Source organism: Duganella sp. GW821-FHT01E12 (assembly GCF_059422325.1).
Genome location: NZ_JBWKWR010000004.1, coordinates 144,516 through 160,576, shown reverse-complemented (window position 1 = coordinate 160,576; position 16,061 = coordinate 144,516). Strand labels below are relative to the sequence as shown.

20 protein-coding genes are annotated in these 16,061 nt (G+C 59.6%); 7 read left to right on the top strand and 13 right to left on the bottom strand.

All coding sequences use genetic code 11. The annotated features are described in order from the left end of the window. From AC07WS_RS13895 to AC07WS_RS13870, 6 genes are all read right to left on the bottom strand, one after another. Nucleotides 1-1,638, bottom strand: a complete 1,638-nt coding sequence (locus AC07WS_RS13895) for a phage portal protein (protein WP_494729650.1) — start codon at nt 1,636-1,638, stop codon at nt 1-3. Further along, the gene (locus AC07WS_RS13890; RefSeq protein WP_494729649.1) at nt 1,638-2,210 is read right to left on the bottom strand and encodes a hypothetical protein; all 573 of its coding nucleotides are present in this window, start codon (nt 2,208-2,210) and stop codon (nt 1,638-1,640) included. Before AC07WS_RS13890 ends, AC07WS_RS13895 begins: the two co-directional genes overlap by 1 nt. Then, nucleotides 2,211-4,316, bottom strand: coding sequence for a phage terminase large subunit family protein (locus AC07WS_RS13885; RefSeq protein WP_494729648.1), 2,106 nt, complete (start codon nt 4,314-4,316; stop codon nt 2,211-2,213). Then, nucleotides 4,261-4,722: a DUF1441 family protein gene (locus tag AC07WS_RS13880; protein WP_494729647.1), complete on the bottom strand. Its 462-nt coding sequence runs from the start codon at nt 4,720-4,722 to the stop codon at nt 4,261-4,263. Before AC07WS_RS13880 ends, AC07WS_RS13885 begins: the two co-directional genes overlap by 56 nt. A 292-nt stretch (nt 4,723-5,014) precedes the next feature. Continuing rightward, a complete protein-coding gene (locus tag AC07WS_RS13875; RefSeq protein ID WP_494729646.1) occupies nt 5,015-5,281 on the bottom strand; it encodes an Acb2/Tad1 domain-containing protein in 267 nt (88 codons plus the stop codon). A gap of 18 nt (nt 5,282-5,299) precedes the next feature. Continuing rightward, nucleotides 5,300-5,848 carry a phage tail protein gene (locus AC07WS_RS13870; protein ID WP_494729645.1) on the bottom strand — a complete coding sequence of 183 codons (549 nt, stop codon included), beginning with the start codon at nt 5,846-5,848 and terminating at the stop codon, nt 5,300-5,302. Between AC07WS_RS13870 and AC07WS_RS13865 the strand changes: the two genes are divergently transcribed. Next, nucleotides 5,847-6,539, top strand: coding sequence for a hypothetical protein (locus AC07WS_RS13865; RefSeq protein ID WP_494729644.1), 693 nt, complete (start codon nt 5,847-5,849; stop codon nt 6,537-6,539). The genes AC07WS_RS13870 and AC07WS_RS13865 overlap by 2 nt on opposite strands. Nucleotides 6,540-6,580: 41 nt before the next feature. Here AC07WS_RS13865 and AC07WS_RS13860 read toward each other — a convergent pair whose 3' ends face one another. The 6 genes from AC07WS_RS13860 to AC07WS_RS13835 form a co-directional block, all read right to left on the bottom strand. Next, nucleotides 6,581-7,042, bottom strand: a complete 462-nt coding sequence (locus AC07WS_RS13860; protein ID WP_494729643.1) for a hypothetical protein — start codon at nt 7,040-7,042, stop codon at nt 6,581-6,583. 86 nt (nt 7,043-7,128) lie between these two features. Continuing rightward, complete coding sequence (locus AC07WS_RS13855; RefSeq protein ID WP_494729642.1) at nt 7,129-7,323, bottom strand: hypothetical protein; 195 nt, start codon at nt 7,321-7,323, stop codon at nt 7,129-7,131. Nucleotides 7,324-7,363: 40 nt separating this feature from the next. Then, nucleotides 7,364-9,952: a DUF5906 domain-containing protein gene (locus AC07WS_RS13850; RefSeq protein WP_494729641.1), complete on the bottom strand. Its 2,589-nt coding sequence runs from the start codon at nt 9,950-9,952 to the stop codon at nt 7,364-7,366. Next, nucleotides 9,945-10,376, bottom strand: a complete 432-nt coding sequence (locus AC07WS_RS13845; protein ID WP_494729640.1) for a hypothetical protein — start codon at nt 10,374-10,376, stop codon at nt 9,945-9,947. Before AC07WS_RS13845 ends, AC07WS_RS13850 begins: the two co-directional genes overlap by 8 nt. Beyond that, nucleotides 10,369-10,857: a YmfL family putative regulatory protein gene (locus AC07WS_RS13840; RefSeq protein WP_494729639.1), complete on the bottom strand. Its 489-nt coding sequence runs from the start codon at nt 10,855-10,857 to the stop codon at nt 10,369-10,371. The genes AC07WS_RS13845 and AC07WS_RS13840 overlap by 8 nt, the downstream gene beginning before the upstream one ends. Nucleotides 10,858-10,915: 58 nt before the next feature. Then, the gene (locus AC07WS_RS13835) at nt 10,916-11,161 is read right to left on the bottom strand and encodes a transcriptional regulator (RefSeq protein ID WP_494729638.1); all 246 of its coding nucleotides are present in this window, start codon (nt 11,159-11,161) and stop codon (nt 10,916-10,918) included. 103 nt (nt 11,162-11,264) lie between these two features. On the opposite strand from AC07WS_RS13835, the gene AC07WS_RS13830 reads away from it, so the two are divergent. Further along, a complete protein-coding gene (locus AC07WS_RS13830) occupies nt 11,265-11,669 on the top strand; it encodes a helix-turn-helix domain-containing protein (protein ID WP_494729637.1) in 405 nt (134 codons plus the stop codon). A gap of 1 nt (nt 11,670) precedes the next feature. On the opposite strand, the gene AC07WS_RS13825 is transcribed toward AC07WS_RS13830, so the two are convergent. Further along, entirely contained in the window at nt 11,671-11,931 is a 261-nt protein-coding gene (locus AC07WS_RS13825; RefSeq protein WP_494729636.1) for an Arc family DNA-binding protein, read from the bottom strand. Nucleotides 11,932-12,032: 101 nt separating this feature from the next. Between AC07WS_RS13825 and AC07WS_RS13820 the strand changes: the two genes are divergently transcribed. The 5 genes from AC07WS_RS13820 to AC07WS_RS13800 all read left to right on the top strand — a co-directional run bounded on the left by AC07WS_RS13820 (nt 12,033) and on the right by AC07WS_RS13800 (nt 16,060). Next, on the top strand, nt 12,033-12,317 hold the full coding sequence (locus tag AC07WS_RS13820; protein ID WP_494729635.1) for a hypothetical protein: 285 nt from the start codon (nt 12,033-12,035) through the stop codon (nt 12,315-12,317). Between the two features lie 279 nt (nt 12,318-12,596). Further along, nucleotides 12,597-13,094 (top strand): hypothetical protein, encoded by a 498-nt coding sequence (locus tag AC07WS_RS13815; protein WP_494729634.1) that lies wholly within the window; start codon nt 12,597-12,599, stop codon nt 13,092-13,094. A gap of 15 nt (nt 13,095-13,109) precedes the next feature. Beyond that, nucleotides 13,110-15,002, top strand: coding sequence for a ParB/RepB/Spo0J family partition protein (locus AC07WS_RS13810; RefSeq protein ID WP_494729633.1), 1,893 nt, complete (start codon nt 13,110-13,112; stop codon nt 15,000-15,002). A gap of 33 nt (nt 15,003-15,035) precedes the next feature. Next, nucleotides 15,036-15,806 (top strand): primase-helicase family protein, encoded by a 771-nt coding sequence (locus tag AC07WS_RS13805; protein WP_494729632.1) that lies wholly within the window; start codon nt 15,036-15,038, stop codon nt 15,804-15,806. Beyond that, nucleotides 15,803-16,060 (top strand): DUF4224 domain-containing protein, encoded by a 258-nt coding sequence (locus AC07WS_RS13800; protein WP_494729631.1) that lies wholly within the window; start codon nt 15,803-15,805, stop codon nt 16,058-16,060. The genes AC07WS_RS13805 and AC07WS_RS13800 overlap by 4 nt, the downstream gene beginning before the upstream one ends. Nucleotide 16,061: the final 1 nt, after the last annotated feature.

The window sequence follows — 16,061 nt, the reverse complement described above, 5'->3', positions numbered from 1 at the left end:
CTACGATTCGGCGCTCGTTGCCGCCTCCTCTCCGGGTTCCGATTCGGGGATCGGATTACCCGCTTCATCCTGGCCGGTGTCGTTTTCCTTCACCTCGCCCGCCTGACTGGCCCCCTTGTTATCTGTCTGCAGCGGATCGGATTCCATGACCAGGTTGTATTCGGCAGCCAGGTCGCGTTCGCGCCGCAGCTGCTTGTACACCTCCTCATAGTCGCCGCCCTGTTCGCTGATGACCGCCTGCGCCGTGGTGAAGCCGGAACGGACGTTCAGACGGTTGGCCGTGGCCTCCTTCAGCGGGTCCACAGATTCCCAGCCGCGCGGCATCCAGCGCACCTCGTTGTAGATTTCTGGATCGATCTCGTACGCCGGGAGGTTCAGCACGCCGCACAGCACCGCCATTTCCAGCCACTTCTCGTAGACCTCCTGTAAAAAGCTCTCGATCATCCATTCCTGCAGTACGCGCCAGTTGTCCCGGTCATCCAGCAGCGCCAGGCGCGAGCTGGAATAGTTCGATTGCGAGTAGTCGCGCGACAGCGACTCGTAGCTTTGACCGATGCCGGCGGCGACGCCGCGCAACATCAGTCGCATGAACGGGTCCATTTGCGCATTCGGGCGTGTCGGATTGAAACCGGCGAACGTTTCGCCCGCCTGCAGCTCCTTGATCGTCCCCGGCTCGAAGTCGTAGACACGCTCGCCCGCCTCGATGCCGTCGTCGCCAATGGCGTCGTTGCCCTCGGGCGACTGGATGAAGCCCATCACGGCCGCTGTGGCGCGCGCGGCGACGATTTCCGCTTCCTCATAGCCGCCCAGGTTGTTCAGGCGCTTGAGGGCCGTGTGGAACCACGGCACATAGCGGGTCTGCCCCACGCGCTCCGGCACGCCCAGGTGCAGGATTTCTTCGGCCGGAACGCGGATGTAGCGGTTGGCCTGCGGCACGCCGGTGAACTGATAGTCCCCCGGATGCTTCGGGTACAGGTGGTACGCGACAGGCCGCTGCCACTGGTCGACCTCGACGCCCATCCGCACCTCGTTGCCGTTCTCCGCGCGGCCGTTCCATTCATCGACCAGTTGATCGGACTCGATGATCTCCAGGGCGAAGGGAATTTTGCCGCCGCCGAACGGCTGATAGATAAAGCGGATTAGCACCTCGCCCGACTCGGCCACCGAAGTGATGACCATGCGCTGTATGTCCTTGAACGACAGCGTACCGGCGGTGTGACAGGTCCTCTTGCGGCCCCACTTCAGCCATGCCTTTTCGATGGCGTTGTTGGTCTTCTCGTCCAGCCGGCCGCCGCGCCGCATCATCACCTGGCCTTGGAAGGCAATGCCCTTGCCCACCACGTTGTTGCGGATGTTGCGCATCGCGCTCTTGCCGTAGTCGTTGTCTCGCACCAGCTGGCGCGTGCGGTTGCGCAGCACGCGCAGGCTCATGCGAATTTCGGAGTCGGCCGACGTGTTGGTCGTCAACCAGTCCGACGTCAGCCGGTTCTGCACGGCGCCGGCGTATGTGCGTTTGCCGCTGCGCGCCACCACCGGTGCCGCGCGCGGCGCGGCGCGCGGTAGGTCGTGCTCCACCTGGCCGTACGTCGGCTGGGGGGCCAGCATGGTAGCCAGCCAGTTACGTTGTTTTGCGAACATCAGCGGAACCTCACCAGAACTTTGCCAGGATTGCCCTGCCCGTTTGCGATGCGCTGGGCGGCCTTCTGGCGGTTGACGGTCATTTGCAGGCGGTCCTGCAGGGCCATGAGGGCGGCAATCGGTTCCTTCTTCAGGTTCCGGCTGCCGATGCTGTACTCCAGCGTTGCGCCGCCGCTGATACGGCTGCTGATCTCGGCCTTGACCGCGTCGAGATCGCGCTCGGCTGGCGTGCGCCCGTCGAAGGTGCCGTTCAGGCCAGCGAAGTTCGGCTTGACGGTGAGCGCGCCTTCGCCGGCCAGCACGCGCTCTGCGCCCTTTGTCGCGTACGCCTGCCAGTACCAGATCGCGTTGCCGGCCGACGGGTTCAACGCCGCGCTCTGCGTGGTGGTGATCGCCGTCGACCAGCCGGCGCCGTTCGGCGTCGACGCCAGGTCGAGGCCGGCCGAGGCGCCGCGTAGCGAGTAGGACAGGCCGTAGCCTGGCGAACTCACTGTGCGGCCGTCGCCGGTACGAAAGCTCGTATCGGTCCAGCTGGCCGAGTCGCCAGCTGCAAGGGTTGGTGGAATATTCATTTACCAGCTCGTCGCGGAATAGCCTGCCCGACGTGGGGCGGGCTTGTTTTGTTTCTTGGCCGCCGGCGGTGGAGCTGGCGGGGCTTTGGGTTCTGGCTCGGGTTCTGCATGGACCGCGGATTCCGCGACAGGCGCGTCATCAGCAGCACTTGCCGGTGCCGGCGCCGGCGATGGTGTGTCGTCCTCATCCTCGAAGAACTGTTTTTGTCGGACTCGGTTTTCAAGCTCCGCCCAGTGGTGTTCCTTGAACAGGTTGAGCTTGAGCGAACGTGCCGCGTGCAGCGCGTATATTTCGCAGTCAGTGCCTTCGTTGCGCACGCCGGACTTTTTCTGCCACACCTTGCGGTGCCGCGCAGTCCGGTGCGGCGCCTTGATCTCGGCGGTGATCTGCTCCCAGTAGTCGGGCCGCACCGTTTTGTACCAGTGGATACGTCCGGGGCCGGTGCCTGTCAGTGGCATGCGGCCCTCGATCATCAAGTCCTTGGCCCGCGTGGTGCCCACGATGTACGGCTTCAGGCCGTACTTCCATGCCTTACTCTTCTTGTCCACGTCGACCGACTGGCCAGGCTTGGCGAAAATCTCTCGCTTGTCCTCGCCCGTTTCCGACGCGCCCTTGATCGCCATGTAGCCGCGTGCCTGCCGCGCGCGCACATAGGCGTAGACGGCGTCCGAAGTGGTGCCGTCCGACGAGTCGATCGACACCGCGCGGATGCCCAGCTTGGCGCCGCTGGCGTGCCGGAATTCCTGCGTCAGCAGCGCGTCCAGATCGATCCACGCGCCCTGCTCGGCCACGACCGTCAGGCCGTGAATCTCGCCCCAGTAGACGAGCCATGATTCCTCGCCCCGGCCCCACGCGCGGATCACCACCGCCAGGCGGCCGTGCTGCACGTCGACGCCGGCGGTCAGCACCAGGCCGCCCCAGGGCACGGACATTTCCGGGTAATCCTCGGCGCGCGCCTTAAGCGTTTCCTCGTCGGGGGTATCCGACTTGTACTCATAAGGCAGGCCCAGGGACGAATTCCAGAACGCGATCATGGCGCCCGGCTCTCCCAGGTTCAGCTCATGCTGGGCGCTGAGGAATTTCTCGATCAGACGCGTAAGCGTCGACTCCGGGAAGGAGCTATACAGCTCGTTCAGGTAGAAGCCGGCGACGCCCCGGAACTCGGCGGTCGCGCGCCACTCGCCCTTGCGGACGTTGCGGTTCTTGTTCGCGTCGTTCCAGGCTGAGCCGCAGTGCGGGCAGACGTACGCGGCGGTGTCCGGCAGCGCCGTGCCGTAGATCATGTGCGTGCGCGACTCGTCGTGCTGGATGCGAACGTTGGCCCACTCCAGCACATGTGATTCGCCGCAGTCGTGACACGGCACGTAGAAGTAGCGCATGTCCGACAGTTCCATTTCGGCCGCGATACTCGACACGCCCAGGATCGACGGCGTGCCACCCACCAGGAGCTTGTGGTCGCGGAACGTCTTGACGCGCTCCTCGGCCAGCTTGATCGAATCCCCCTGCCCCTTAATGTTCAAGTTGCAGTCGTCTGGCTCTTCCACCACCACGTTTTTCAGCGGCGTCGACTTCACGCCCCCGGTGGAGTTCGAGCCGAACATCTTCAGGAAGCCGCCGGCGAACTTCTTCCGGTTCTGCGTGTTCTCGTTGGACCGCGTCTTGACGTTGACCACCTCGGCCAGCACCGGCGTGGCCTCCACCATCGGGATGAACTTCTCGACGTTGTAGTCCTTCGCGCTCTGGTCCTTCGGGAACATGATCCCGGTCGGGCCGGGGTTGACGTGCATGGTGTAGCCGACGAAATTGTTGATGACGCCGTCCGTCCACCCGACCTGCGCGGACTTCTGGCAGACCACCTTGCGCACCGTCCTGTCGGTGATGCACTCCAGGATGCCGCGCAGGTATGGCGTGATGGTCAGGCTGTATTTCCCAGGAAGGGCGGATGTGTCGGACGACAGCACCCGGTACTTCTCGGCCCACTGGGCCACGGTGATCCTCGGTGGCGGCGCGAACTTCTTCACCGCCTTGCGCATCAGCGCGCGCAGCGGGTTAGTCTTCTTCGTCGTCGCCGGGGTCGTAGGTTGAGAGCTTGTGTAAAAATTCATCGAAGGCTTCCTGCAAAAGAGTGCGCTTTGCTTCCGCGCCTTCGGTCACTTCCAGCAGCTGCGCCAGCCGGTCGGGTTCCGCGCGGATGTACGAACGCGCGGCGGCGACCATGCCCAGCCATGTCGGCTCGATCTGGTCGACCGCGATCAGCGTGCCGCGTTTGCTGGCCAGCGTCAGTTCCATGTCGTCGGCCTGCAGGCGCGTCAGCCTGTCGCGCTGGGACTCGGCCTGCACCTTGGACAGCTCGCGCTGTACCATCCAGCGGATGACATGCACAGTGTCGTACTCGTTGGCCAGGCCGTTCTGTTCGCGCTCGACCATGGGCATACCGGCTTTCTGCCATTCCGTCAGCGTGACGGTCGAAACGCCGGTGATTTCAGAGAGTTGTCGTTGGTTGACTATCATTTGGACCCCACCAATTAACCCGGTCAGGCCCGGACATCTGGCGGATTTCCGGGGTCTTCGGCCCCGCGTGGTCCGAAGCTGGAAAAGGACCCGCCGATTTTCTTGGCCGGGGCCTCGCCTTTGGATGCAGGCGCCAGCGCGAAGCTATGTACTTGGCCGACAGGCTTGCCATCGAGGTACAACACACAGCCCTGCAGCACGCGAGGGGCGCTCTGTGCCATGCGATCCGTCAGTGCAGACGTATGCACTGCCTTGGCCGCCAGGCGCGCCAGCTCATCATCAAGGCGACGCATCAGTACGATGCCGGCTGTGCCACGGCGCGCACCGCGTACATGACGCCGGTACGGAAGCTGCCCTCGGCATAGCGCAGCCAGTAGGCCGGATGATCGGCTTCATGCTCGATCCCTGCCGGCGCAGGCGGCACATCCTTGATTACCTCGGCGACCTTGGCCACCAGGACGCGCAGCTCCTCGCCCTTGGCCTTGATCTCGTTCATCAGCGCTATCTCCTCGGCGCTCAGTTCACGATAGCCTTTGATGATGCGGTGTTGGTTCTCCATGCAGTTCTCCAGTGGTGGTTACTTCGATAGGTATTTGATCTGCTGACGCAGGATGTCGGGGAACTTCTCCTCGACCAGACGCTGCAGCGCCTCTTGTACTGATTTGTTGGCCAGGCCGTCGGGCACGCTCGGGCCATACAGTTCTTTGATCGGTAGGCCGCTCCATATCGCACGGCCGTTCTTCAGCACTTTTTTGTGGGTCTTGCCCGAACGGACATACACGGCCTTTTGGCCGTTGGCCTTGATGGCGATGAACGCGCCGGTGATAACCTTGCGCCCGTTGAGCACATCGACCGAGACGCCCTTCGCAGTCTCACGGGCGCCATAGTTGATAAGCGCGATTGGCCGGCCCGAAGCACGGACGACGGCCTGCAGCTTGCCTGCGCTGGCCCGCTGCTTGGTCAGGTTCTTCTTGATGATCCCCACCTTGAGTTTGTAGCCGGAAGCGCGGATTTCGCGGGCGGTGGCGGTCGTCACCTGGTCGATCACTTTGTTGAGCGCGCGGGGCGCGGCCTTCTCGATAACACCCTTCTTCAAGCTGCCCAGGTCCGCAATGATCTTGTCCATGCTGCCGCGCACATCCACCTTGATTGCCATAGAGACCTTAACTTGCTTTTCAAATATGTTGATGGTGAACCGGTACAATCAGGGCTTAACCTGCTTATTCAAAGGAAATACCTTGATGTCGATTGTGCGTTGGCTCGCTTCCACAGCAAAAGAAGTATTCACGAAGCTGACTGTGGCATTGCTGGGTTCCGTAATTACCATCGGCCTTGTGGTCAACTGGTGGTCAAAGTTATGGAACCTTGTTTTGACATCTTGGACATGGTTAGTTTCGTCCACAGATGTACCACGATGGCTTGTGGGGTTATTTGGACTATGCACGACGCTGCTGGCATACATGCTAGTTCGCAATACGCTGGCCGCTTTGAGCGAAGAAACGTGGTGGGCCTACCGTATGGACAGGTTCTATGGAATGCAATGGCATTGGACTTACGCTGAAGACGGTGAAATCTGCCACTTGCGGGCTGAATGCGACAAGTGTTCTGGTGACTGTAGAGGCAAGTCAGTTAGCTTGTACGGGGAGGAACCCGCAACCGTTCTGCTTTGCAACCACTGTCCTTTCACCTCCTCTAAGATTCCACGCGATGGCTCAGACATTGACCGCTGGATCAAATCGAAAATACTTAGGGCAATAAAATCAGGCGACTGGCGCGAAGCTCACAGCAACGCGCAAAAAAAAACCCGCGATGAATAGCGGGCTTTTCTCCAACTTCTACCGACGAAACAGCGCCTCCTTCAAGGAAGCGTCGTTTCGGCGGTAGGCACGGGACACCCCGGCAGGCAAGTTGTAGATGCGATGGTAGCGGCGGCGTCCAGCTTTTTCAAGATGGCAACGAGGTTATTTCTCGCGCGCGCCACCACCAAGCGAACGTGCGGGCCGCGCACACCAACCAAATGGCGCCGGATTTTGTCCTCAGGCCACTGATGGATATAGATGAACTTCAACGCCTGACGGTCGTTGTAGTCACCCAGCAGCCGCCATGCCGCCTCGATCATCCACCCGTCCAACTGGTCCGCGCTGACGATGCCGCGCAACGGCTTAAACTTCTCGTCCAGCACCTCCTTTGCCGGCGGGGCCTCCGACGTGCGCAACGCGACATACCACTTCGCCCAACTTGCGCAGCACGCCGCCGAGCTACCGCCGCTGCCCATCACCACACGCCGCCAGTTGTCCATCCTCGCCTCAAACTCTTTCATCACGATCCTATGCTTAGTTTTGGTCCGCGCTGCTGCCCGACCAGCGCGGTTATGTCGTTTTTTCCAAACCCTCAATACCGCCAACACTACCCCCCACATTGGAGAGTCTGATTTTTACTAGCTTTGTTGATAGTGTTGATAGTGTTGATAGTTAAATCTGAATTGATATAAAAATTTCCGCCGCCTTTACTGCTGCTTTCCATGCGCCAGCCCTCTACGTGCGCGTGGGTGAGACAAAAACCGCCAATACTGCCAATACCGCCAACATCCCCTGTGTTCATGCGGGTTTGCTATGTGGGGGGTTTGCTCCGATGTTGGCGGCTACCCCTCAACATCAACAAAATTCCGGCTCTTATACGACTTAAGCGCGGACTCGAACAGCCCACATGCTGATTCCGCCCACTCGCGCAGCGTCTTACCGTCCGGGTGATCCCCGATCAGGAAGACGATGCGCTGCTTTACTACCTCGCCGTACTCGTACTTGATCGGCTGCTTCTTGAGCACCGCGCCGGCATAACGTTCGACGGACGGGCTGAACATCGTCTGCGTGGTGTACCGCGACTCACCCGACCGCGTACACCACGTCTGAAATGCCTCGTACAACTGCGTCACGCCCACGGTGATAAAGGGTAGCGGCAGCAGCCCGCTCGACCACTCGCGGTAGAACCGCTCCGACGGCATCAAGCTCTTCTCAATCAGGTTGTCTTTCGCCTGGTTGTAGATCGGCTTCGTGTGCTCGTTGAAGTCCCCCATATCCAGCTCATGCATCAGGTAGTGATAGAACGCCTGTATGCCGCCCAGGTCGATCTCCTCCGCTACGCTGATGTAGAACTCTTTGCTCAGCGCCGGCGGCGTCCATACCACCAGGTAGCGGCGGTCGGTCTTGTCCAGCGCCAGCGGCTGCAGCTCGTTCGACAGAAACACGAAATTCATCTGGTTCCGCTCACTGTGTTCCGGCAAACCTTTCGGATTGATGATGATCGTGTCGCCGGACACCAGGTACTTCAACTTGCCCTTCATCTGCTTCAGCTCGGCCCGCGTCACCACTTCGTCGGCCACCATGAACAGCTTCATGGAGGCCCAGTCATTGAACGGGGCTTCCAGTTGCTGATTGCCGATCACGTAGCCGTACTCTCCGTAGATCGCCTTGACCACCTTCTCGAAGAAGAAGTTCTTACCGGAGCCTTCATCACCGTGCATGATGATCGACGTCTCCATCTTGGCGCCGGGATTGCGCAGCGGGTAAGCCAGCCATCGGGCAATCCAGTCGAACATGTCGTTGTTGCCGTCGACCAGGTGAAGCAACAGGGCCTGTATCTGGATGCACTTGCCGGCCTTCGGCGTCATCTGCCAACCGCTGAACAGGTTGACCGTCGCTGTCGGGCCGCTGCGCGCCGGACTGGGCGTCTCCGTCGGATCGAACACAATGTTTTTCTTCAACACCCACTTGCGCGCCTCACCACCCCAAAACTTCATCACGTCGTTGTTTTGCACTACCGTTCGCATTGCCGAAAGCTTCATCAGCATTCGCTGCCGGCAATCCCACACCAGGTCTTCGCCGTAGATCAGGATGAAGTTGTCGAGCACGTCCTCAACCGCAAGCCAGTGCTCCGGGCCGTATTCCTTTTTCGGCTTTTCCTTCTTGGCACGCCCTCCCGCCCCCTCGCCCCCGGCGAAAAGCGCCGCGCTCTCGCCAAAGGGGACGTCATCGAGGTTGGCCAGGCTGGCCAGCTCGGTGTCGTCATGGGCCAGCGGATAATCGTATGTGGCCGACATCGCCTCGACGGCGGCCGCGAACGGAGCAGCGGCGCCACCGGCTGCGACTTCGACGACTTGGTCGTCGTCTTCGGGGGCCTCTGCCCCCGCTTGAATTAACTCCTCTCCTCGCGGGGCAGGCCCCGCGCTGATTAGGCCGCCATCGCTTCCCGCCGGGGGCGGGGGGGCGGCGGACAAGCCGCCGGCTTCGCTTCCGGCGGGGGGGCGGGGGGACGAAGAGCCAGGCTTGATAGGAGGAGGAAGGACGGAACGCGGCGGCTTCCAGCCACCGTCAAGACCCATTTTGAAGATGGTCGCCTCGGTGATGTTGACGCCGCGCTTGCCAAAGGACGCCCAACGCTTTTTCAGCTCTTCTTCGCCGCCGTAGTTTTCCGCGCGCGACGACCAGTAATCCCATACGCGGAAGCCGTTCTCGCCCAGGGCGCTATACAGCGCCATACCGACACGAATCCAGGTGTCGTGACCCTCAGGGCTGATGTAAGCCAGGGCGGCGTCGAGACGCGCGCGGAGGTCGCCCGCGCCGGGGGAAAGGGGGGCCGACGGGTTGGCACGCGCCGGAGCAGCAGCAGGACGAGCGCCACGGACCAACACGCGCAGGCGGTCAAGCTCAGCTTCCGAAATCGGGCTGATGGCATCGGGCGAGCCGGCGAACTGGCGGCCGGTGAACGTGAAGAACTGGCTGGAGCAAAAAACTTCCAGGCCGATGTCGTTCGATTTAAAGGTCGTGGTGGCGCCGGCGACAATTATGTGGACGCCTGTGCCCGAGGGCGAATATTCGGTGTAGGAGCCGCAGCCGCCGATGGTCTGCATCGCCAGGTCACTGACCTCCCCTGTCTCCTGATCGATGCACTTGTCGATGTCGATGCCGATCAGCCCGTCACCAGGGAGAAACGCAAATCCGATGCCCGTATAGTGACCATTGGACGCGGCCAGCGCGCCCAGGGCGAGGTCGAACGTGACCAGGCTATTGCGGTCGGCTTGATCCCCTTGGGCGCCACGGCGGCGCTTGCCATTGATCCAATACGGAACCTTCAGCGGCTTCTTCTTCGCCGGGTTCGGGTTCGACTCGAAACGCCATACGAGCCATTGTGGCCGCTGACGCAGCTCTTGTGGAATAGCGTCAAAATCAGACATCAGAAGCAGTCACTCCAGGGCGATACTCAACGCGTTGACCGGCCATCAGCGACGGGATCGCGCGGAAGTCGTCGCCCTCCGGGCGCAGGGGGCGCGGGGGAAAATGCTTGGCCACGTTAAGCGGCCGCATAGGCGCCACGTAGCGCGGTCCGACAGGAACGACCGGTGGGCCTTCGGCCTCCTCCAGTTTGATGCCCAGGAACTTGCGGCCGGCCCGAGTGATTGAGCACTGGTCGCCAACCGTGGCGATCAGGTCGCACCGCGTCAGGCGCTCGATGACGTCCGCACGGAACGGCGCAATCCTGCCCTTCCAATTGCGCACTTTCATCAAGGCTTGGATAGAGGCTTCGCCGCCGACGTTGTTCAAGGCGGACAGGCACAAGTGCGGGGAGCTGCCACGGCGCGGCAAGTCGAAGTTAGACATGTTCTACCTCCGCAGCAGCAGTGACCTTGACCGCGCCAGTGTGGCGGCAGTACAGGCTGAACATCAGCGCTTGCAGCTGTTCAACCTTGCGGTGCAGTTCGGCGCCATGAGCCTGAATGTCCGTGCGCTCGGCCGAGTCAATCACGCCGTCCTCGATTGCCGCCATGAAGAGCTTGAAGTGCTCGCCCAGTTGCGAATACATTTCATTGAACATCAGCTGTATCGATTCGTTCCCGTGCTGGCCAATCTCAGGGAGGCGAACAAACGTGCCGCCGCTGGCCGCCGCCAGAGCTTCGACAAACAACGTGGTGCCCGAGAGTTCCTGCAGGGTCAGCTTATCGTTGGTCGACAGCGTCTGTCCCTTCGTCTCATACACACGGTTGCGCAAGGCGTTCTCGGTCATGCCGAGGTGCGCCGCAGCCACAGTCCAGCCGCCATTTACTGCGTTCACCATCCTTACAACTGCTTTGCGGAGATCCATACAAGTTCCTATAAATTATGGTTTTGGCACTACTGTTTTGAACTTACACTTCCATCCGTCAGTGAAGCGACGAAGCGGCAGCAGCTGTGCCACGCAGGTAGCCCCAGTCAACATCCGGGCGCAACGCCTCACAACGCACCTGCCCGCAAACAAGCCGTTCAATTGAAGGGCAATACTCAGCAGGAACCCGCCGACCGGGCAATTTCCACTGCCCTACTGCGCCTTTTGTAACGCCCAGGTGTAGCGCGAGCGCTTGCATTGAGCCAACAAGCGACACAACTTGGTCTAACGGTGAAGGGTTCATTGGAGTGATAGAAAGTAAGCCAGAGCGGAAGTCTAGTTTTTCTATACTTTTAAGTCAAGTTCTTCTATCCCAAATTGGTATAGAAAACCTATACGATCACCAAATGGAAATTAAAGACGAGATAGCAACATGGGTCAGGACCGCCAGGAAGCAAGCAAAGCTTTCAGGAGAAGCGCTTGGCGCCAAATTGGCATTGGAGCTGCGGACAGCCAGAGGAAACACTAAGGGAAACATATCGCACTGGGAGCTCGGCAAACATTTACCGAGTATTGCCCAGCTGGTGGCCATTAGTAAAATCACCGGCCATCCGCTTCCGCCCTCCGTCATGGCGAAAAGCAGTAGTGGCGAGGGTGGGATCGCCCCAGGGAAAGACCCGGTGCCAGCAGCACCCGGCTACGAGTATTTTTTTGCTCACATAACCACGGCGCTGCACGAGCGAGACGTACCACCGCACATTCAAAGCGCAATCATCACGCTACTCGACACGTGTCCGCCCCGCAGGAAATAGACTACTTTTTTTCTGGTTCGGCCTGATCTGGCCACCCAATCCTGATGGACACTGCGCCGCGCTCGTATCTGTCCATCAGTTCTTTTATCAATTCCCCATCCGAATACTCACACAGCGGACGCTCGGTTGCGTCAACGCTGGAAACAAGCCTGCCCACAATCTCGGAATTTATGGACCGGGAGTTCTTACGTGCGTACTTCTCGATGCGCTCCTTCAGCTCGGACGGCATACGTAAACCAAAGGGGGCTATATCTCTACTCATAGAGCGGGAGTTTAGATAAAGCTAAGGAAGGCCGATAGCTACACGGTGAAGTCATTGTCCTTATAATTGCACCCCCTAGTAATTATTTCTGGAAACTTTAGATGCAAACTGACAACAATGACACTTGCGCAACGGATGGCGCAAGAACCATTTCAGTATTCCCAGGCGTACAGATTTCTCTCACCGCAGATAGCCATGCCGATTATCTAGAAATGCGTGCGGCCCAGCTGAGCGCCTTGAATCACCTCCTCACCTCCGGCGATTTTGAAGGATGGGAGTCGACCATAAAGTCCGACGCCAAATGGCTCGCTGCGACACTGGCGGCTGAGGTGAGCCAACTGGTATCTGTTGTTACTTTTGGAGAGAATTCAACTAGCGCAAAATAAAAAGTATAGTTTTTCTTTACTTGAAAGAATAGATTATCTATACTTTTGCTCGTATCAATACTTGATAGGAGCAGAGATGATCCCGAACGAATCCAATCCGACCAGCTTCACCGAGCCAAATCTCACTGCGAATCCAAAGGTTAGGATTCGCACGACGACCTCGGACCCCTATGCCGGCCTGAAAGGCCGCGACTACATTAAGGCACGCAACCTAGATCAGCCGGTTCAACGTGTGCAGACGTCTGCACATACTGGCGCCGACACCTCAGCGAGGTTGTCGTGATCGCAAAAACTCTCTCAGACGGCACCATTGAAGACTGCGCGACTGCACTCATGGTCAGCTTCGACCGGCTCAGCCTGGCCGCGAAAAGCGCAAATGACTTGCTACGTCAGGCAGGCTTCGCTGGCGCACGCGGCGATACTGCAGACGACCTGCACTTAGCAATCGCGCTGCATGACCATCTCATGCACCAGTTCCTGGTGAAGGTCCGCACAGCCGAACATACCGATGTCTACACGACGGCAGCAGAAAGCAGCTACAGCGCGTATGCAGCGGCTGCCGCGCGCCAAGGGGATTCCGCATGCGGCGTGACTGTTACGCCCACAGACGTTGCTCTCGCGGCCGCTCACCGAGCATTAAATGTCTCGGGTCCACTCGACGCCGCACTCAAGAATCCCGCCCTCAGCGTGGCGCTGCACTCCTATGCACGCAAACACACGCGCCGCGACCTTCCCCGTACCGATTTCAAACGCCAAGCGGCAAACGACCGCGATTAACGAAAGCACCTCACCATGAGCAAACTTGTTGTTCTTCCACCGCCCGTAGTTCCAACGCCCGCTGACCAGGTAATCATCGTTGACGAGTTGGTGACTGAGGGCTATCGCGATGTCCCTCTTCACTTGGTCCGCATCTCCTATACAAACCGCACGCGCTTCAATCCTGAAGCGCTGCAGCAGCTTGCGGAAAACATTGCTGAAGTTGGAATTCTCCAACCGATCCTGATGCGCCCTGTCACGCCAACAGCAGAGGCACCTCAGATTCTCGAAGTCGTCGCCGGCGAACGCCGCTTCCGCGCTGCGATTATGGCCGGCCTATATGCCGCACCAGGTAGCATCAAAAACCTGTCGGACAGACAGGCGGCCGAGATTCAATTACTGGAAAATATTCAGCGCGAGAACCCGCACCCACTGGAGGAAGCCATCGGGTTCGAGCAATTGATGCTCAAGCACGGCTACAACGCCGACGAGCTGGCGAAGAAAGTAAAGCAAAGCCGGTCCTACGTGTACGGCCGTCTGAAGTTGTGCGCGTTGTCGATCAAAGCACGCGACATGTTCCTGGACGATATCCAGCGCCTCCCCGCGTCGACCGCACTGTTGATCGCACGCATTCCGGTCCCCGCACTGCAGGATCGCGCACTGAGCGAAATCATGGCGCCGCAGTGGAATAACGAACCCATGTCAGTACGCCAGGCAGCAACTCACATTTCCGGGCGCTATACCCTGGGCTTGGAAACCGCGCTCTTCGACGTCAAGGATGCAAAGCTGCTGACCGAAGCGGGCAACTGCATCAAGTGCCCCAAGCGCACCGGCAATCAACCGGAAATCTATCCCGATGCGAAGAATGCAGACGTCTGCACGGACCCTGATTGTTTTGCTGAAAAAAAAGCCGCGCACTATCAGCGCATCATCGTTATAGCCACCAAGAAAGGTATCCCGGTCCTGGAAGGCAAGGAAGCCAAAGACGCCACGCCTCACAATTGGGATGATGATGCCGAGTTTGTGACCGCAGGGCACCATATCTCCGCATTCGAGCGCGTGGCGCCAAAGACAGGCATGGCCGGCACAGTGGTCAAGCACCTTGCTGCGGGCGACCTGCCCTCGCCCGTCAAATATCTCAAGGACACCGATGGCACCGTCGAGGCACTCTACGACCGCGCGGCCATCCAAGCAGCGCTTGAGAAGGTTGGCGCCTGCGAATCTCCAAGCGTGCGTGAAGCACGGATCGCAGCCGGTGCGAATGACCCAAAACTGTCTGCGGCCGCGCAGAAAAAACAGGAGGAAGAATCCGCTCGGCAGAAGCAACTCGAAGAGGAAGCTAAAGAAGCTGCGGCGGCTTCCGCTGAGCGGGTGGCTCTCTATCGAAAGCTCCGAGCACGTGCGGAGAACGGCCTATCGCTGCATATGCTGCGCGAACTGGCCAAGCTAATCATCCGCGACTGGAATGACTACAGTCTTCCCGATGATCTGATCGGCGACCTTTACTCGTTCGGCCGCAGCGACGACGAAGTTTGCGCCTACATTGATGCAGCTGACGCCGCACAGGTACAGCTGCTCATCATGGACGCCATGCTGAGCAACGCCTTGCACGTGGACGATGTTGATGACGATCCAACCGCCACCGACACCGCCTTACTCGAACTGGTGAAGCATGAGGGAATTACGGCCAGCGCCGCCGAGACGCCTGCCGAGGCGGCGCCGGCCGGCGAAGACCAAGCCGGCGTTGAGCCACAGGTTCAAGAAGCGATCGGTCTGGCGCCAGTAGTTGCGCGTCCGAAGCTGCAGCTGAAGGCGAAGACCAGCGAATCCCAAAAGTCCGCGGTCGATTCCGGTCCAGTCGTCAAAGTGAAGAAGCACCGCAACGTCGAGGTGTCACCAGCTGGGGCCTGGCCATTCCCAACCAAATAACCCCACCAATTACACACCGATCAAGGAACGAAAATGAAGAACCAGTTTAAAAAAATCATCCAGCGCGCGCTCAAAAAAATTGACCTGTCCACGCTATTTTCCTTTGACAAAGCACCTGCAGCTGGCGAAGTTATGTTCACTCGTAGTAAGCCCGTAATGGCGCTTCGTGCGCCTGGCCCCGACTTAACGCCAAACCTGAACGCAATCCTGCTGCACCTGTGCGACGGCGACTTTGATACCGCTGAATGGATACTCCGCTGGCTGGCCTTTCCTCTCCGCAATCCCGGCGCAAAGATGGCAACCGCCTTGTGGATGCGAGGAGGACAGGGGTCCGGCAAAGACCTGATTTTCAGCACGCTGATCAAACCAATGTACGGCCTGCAGGCTGGCATGGTCGGACAACAATTCGATAGCCCCTTTAACAGCTGGGCACTCGGCCGCCGCTACATGGTGGTCAACGATTTCGAATGCACGCGTAGCGCAATGGCCGTAACCAAGTCCCTGCTTACTTCCCGCGAGATCGTTATCAGCCGCAAGGCAAAGCCAGGATTGAGCGTACCGAATCACATGAATTTTGTCTTCCTCTCCGGCCGCGTGGATGCAATTGCACCGGACAACTCAGACCGCCGCTGGATGATCGTTGATGTGCCACCAGCACTGCCAGCATCGGTATATGCAGGCGCCTCGATGGAGTTGCAGGCCGGCGCCAGCCAGGCTTGGCTGCTGTACTTGATGGAGACGTTGGACATGGCTGACTTCGACGCTTATACGCCCGCAAATCGCGGCAGCAAGGTGCAGCAATGAGCGCGATGTTTGAACTGCCGATCACCAGCGAAACCCTGTCTGACGATGAGGTCAGCGAGATATCCGGCTGCATCCGCAAGAGCGATCAAATCGACTGGCTGACCAAGAACGGCTGGGTGTTCTTCCAGAATCGCGCCGGCACGCCCAAGATCGGGCGCCTGTACGCCAGGCTACGCATGGCCGGCATCAACCCTTCGGCGTTGGCATCGCCGGCAGCGGCTGGCTGGCAATTCGACGTCTCCAAAGTACGTTAAG

Excerpts from the sequence above, each read along its gene's own strand:
- AC07WS_RS13840 (WP_494729639.1), bottom strand. The coding sequence starts at position 10,857 with ATGGATCTCCGCAAAGCAGTTGTAAGGATGGTGAACGCAGTAAATGGC.
- AC07WS_RS13820 (WP_494729635.1), top strand. The coding sequence starts at position 12,033 with ATGCAAACTGACAACAATGACACTTGCGCAACGGATGGCGCAAGAACC.
- AC07WS_RS13860 (WP_494729643.1), bottom strand. The coding sequence starts at position 7,042 with ATGAAAGAGTTTGAGGCGAGGATGGACAACTGGCGGCGTGTGGTGATG.
- AC07WS_RS13880 (WP_494729647.1), bottom strand. The coding sequence starts at position 4,722 with ATGATAGTCAACCAACGACAACTCTCTGAAATCACCGGCGTTTCGACC.
- AC07WS_RS13895 (WP_494729650.1), bottom strand. The coding sequence starts at position 1,638 with ATGTTCGCAAAACAACGTAACTGGCTGGCTACCATGCTGGCCCCCCAG.
- AC07WS_RS13875 (WP_494729646.1), bottom strand. The coding sequence starts at position 5,281 with ATGGAGAACCAACACCGCATCATCAAAGGCTATCGTGAACTGAGCGCC.
- AC07WS_RS13865 (WP_494729644.1), top strand. The coding sequence starts at position 5,847 with ATGCTGCCGCGCACATCCACCTTGATTGCCATAGAGACCTTAACTTGC.
- AC07WS_RS13830 (WP_494729637.1), top strand. The coding sequence starts at position 11,265 with ATGGAAATTAAAGACGAGATAGCAACATGGGTCAGGACCGCCAGGAAG.
- AC07WS_RS13805 (WP_494729632.1), top strand. The coding sequence starts at position 15,036 with ATGAAGAACCAGTTTAAAAAAATCATCCAGCGCGCGCTCAAAAAAATT.
- AC07WS_RS13800 (WP_494729631.1), top strand. The coding sequence starts at position 15,803 with ATGAGCGCGATGTTTGAACTGCCGATCACCAGCGAAACCCTGTCTGAC.
- AC07WS_RS13845 (WP_494729640.1), bottom strand. The coding sequence starts at position 10,376 with ATGTCTAACTTCGACTTGCCGCGCCGTGGCAGCTCCCCGCACTTGTGC.
- AC07WS_RS13870 (WP_494729645.1), bottom strand. The coding sequence starts at position 5,848 with ATGGACAAGATCATTGCGGACCTGGGCAGCTTGAAGAAGGGTGTTATC.
- AC07WS_RS13835 (WP_494729638.1), bottom strand. The coding sequence starts at position 11,161 with ATGAACCCTTCACCGTTAGACCAAGTTGTGTCGCTTGTTGGCTCAATG.
- AC07WS_RS13890 (WP_494729649.1), bottom strand. The coding sequence starts at position 2,210 with ATGAATATTCCACCAACCCTTGCAGCTGGCGACTCGGCCAGCTGGACC.
- AC07WS_RS13850 (WP_494729641.1), bottom strand. The coding sequence starts at position 9,952 with ATGTCTGATTTTGACGCTATTCCACAAGAGCTGCGTCAGCGGCCACAA.
- AC07WS_RS13825 (WP_494729636.1), bottom strand. The coding sequence starts at position 11,931 with ATGAGTAGAGATATAGCCCCCTTTGGTTTACGTATGCCGTCCGAGCTG.
- AC07WS_RS13885 (WP_494729648.1), bottom strand. The coding sequence starts at position 4,316 with ATGAATTTTTACACAAGCTCTCAACCTACGACCCCGGCGACGACGAAG.
- AC07WS_RS13810 (WP_494729633.1), top strand. The coding sequence starts at position 13,110 with ATGAGCAAACTTGTTGTTCTTCCACCGCCCGTAGTTCCAACGCCCGCT.
- AC07WS_RS13855 (WP_494729642.1), bottom strand. The coding sequence starts at position 7,323 with ATGAACACAGGGGATGTTGGCGGTATTGGCAGTATTGGCGGTTTTTGT.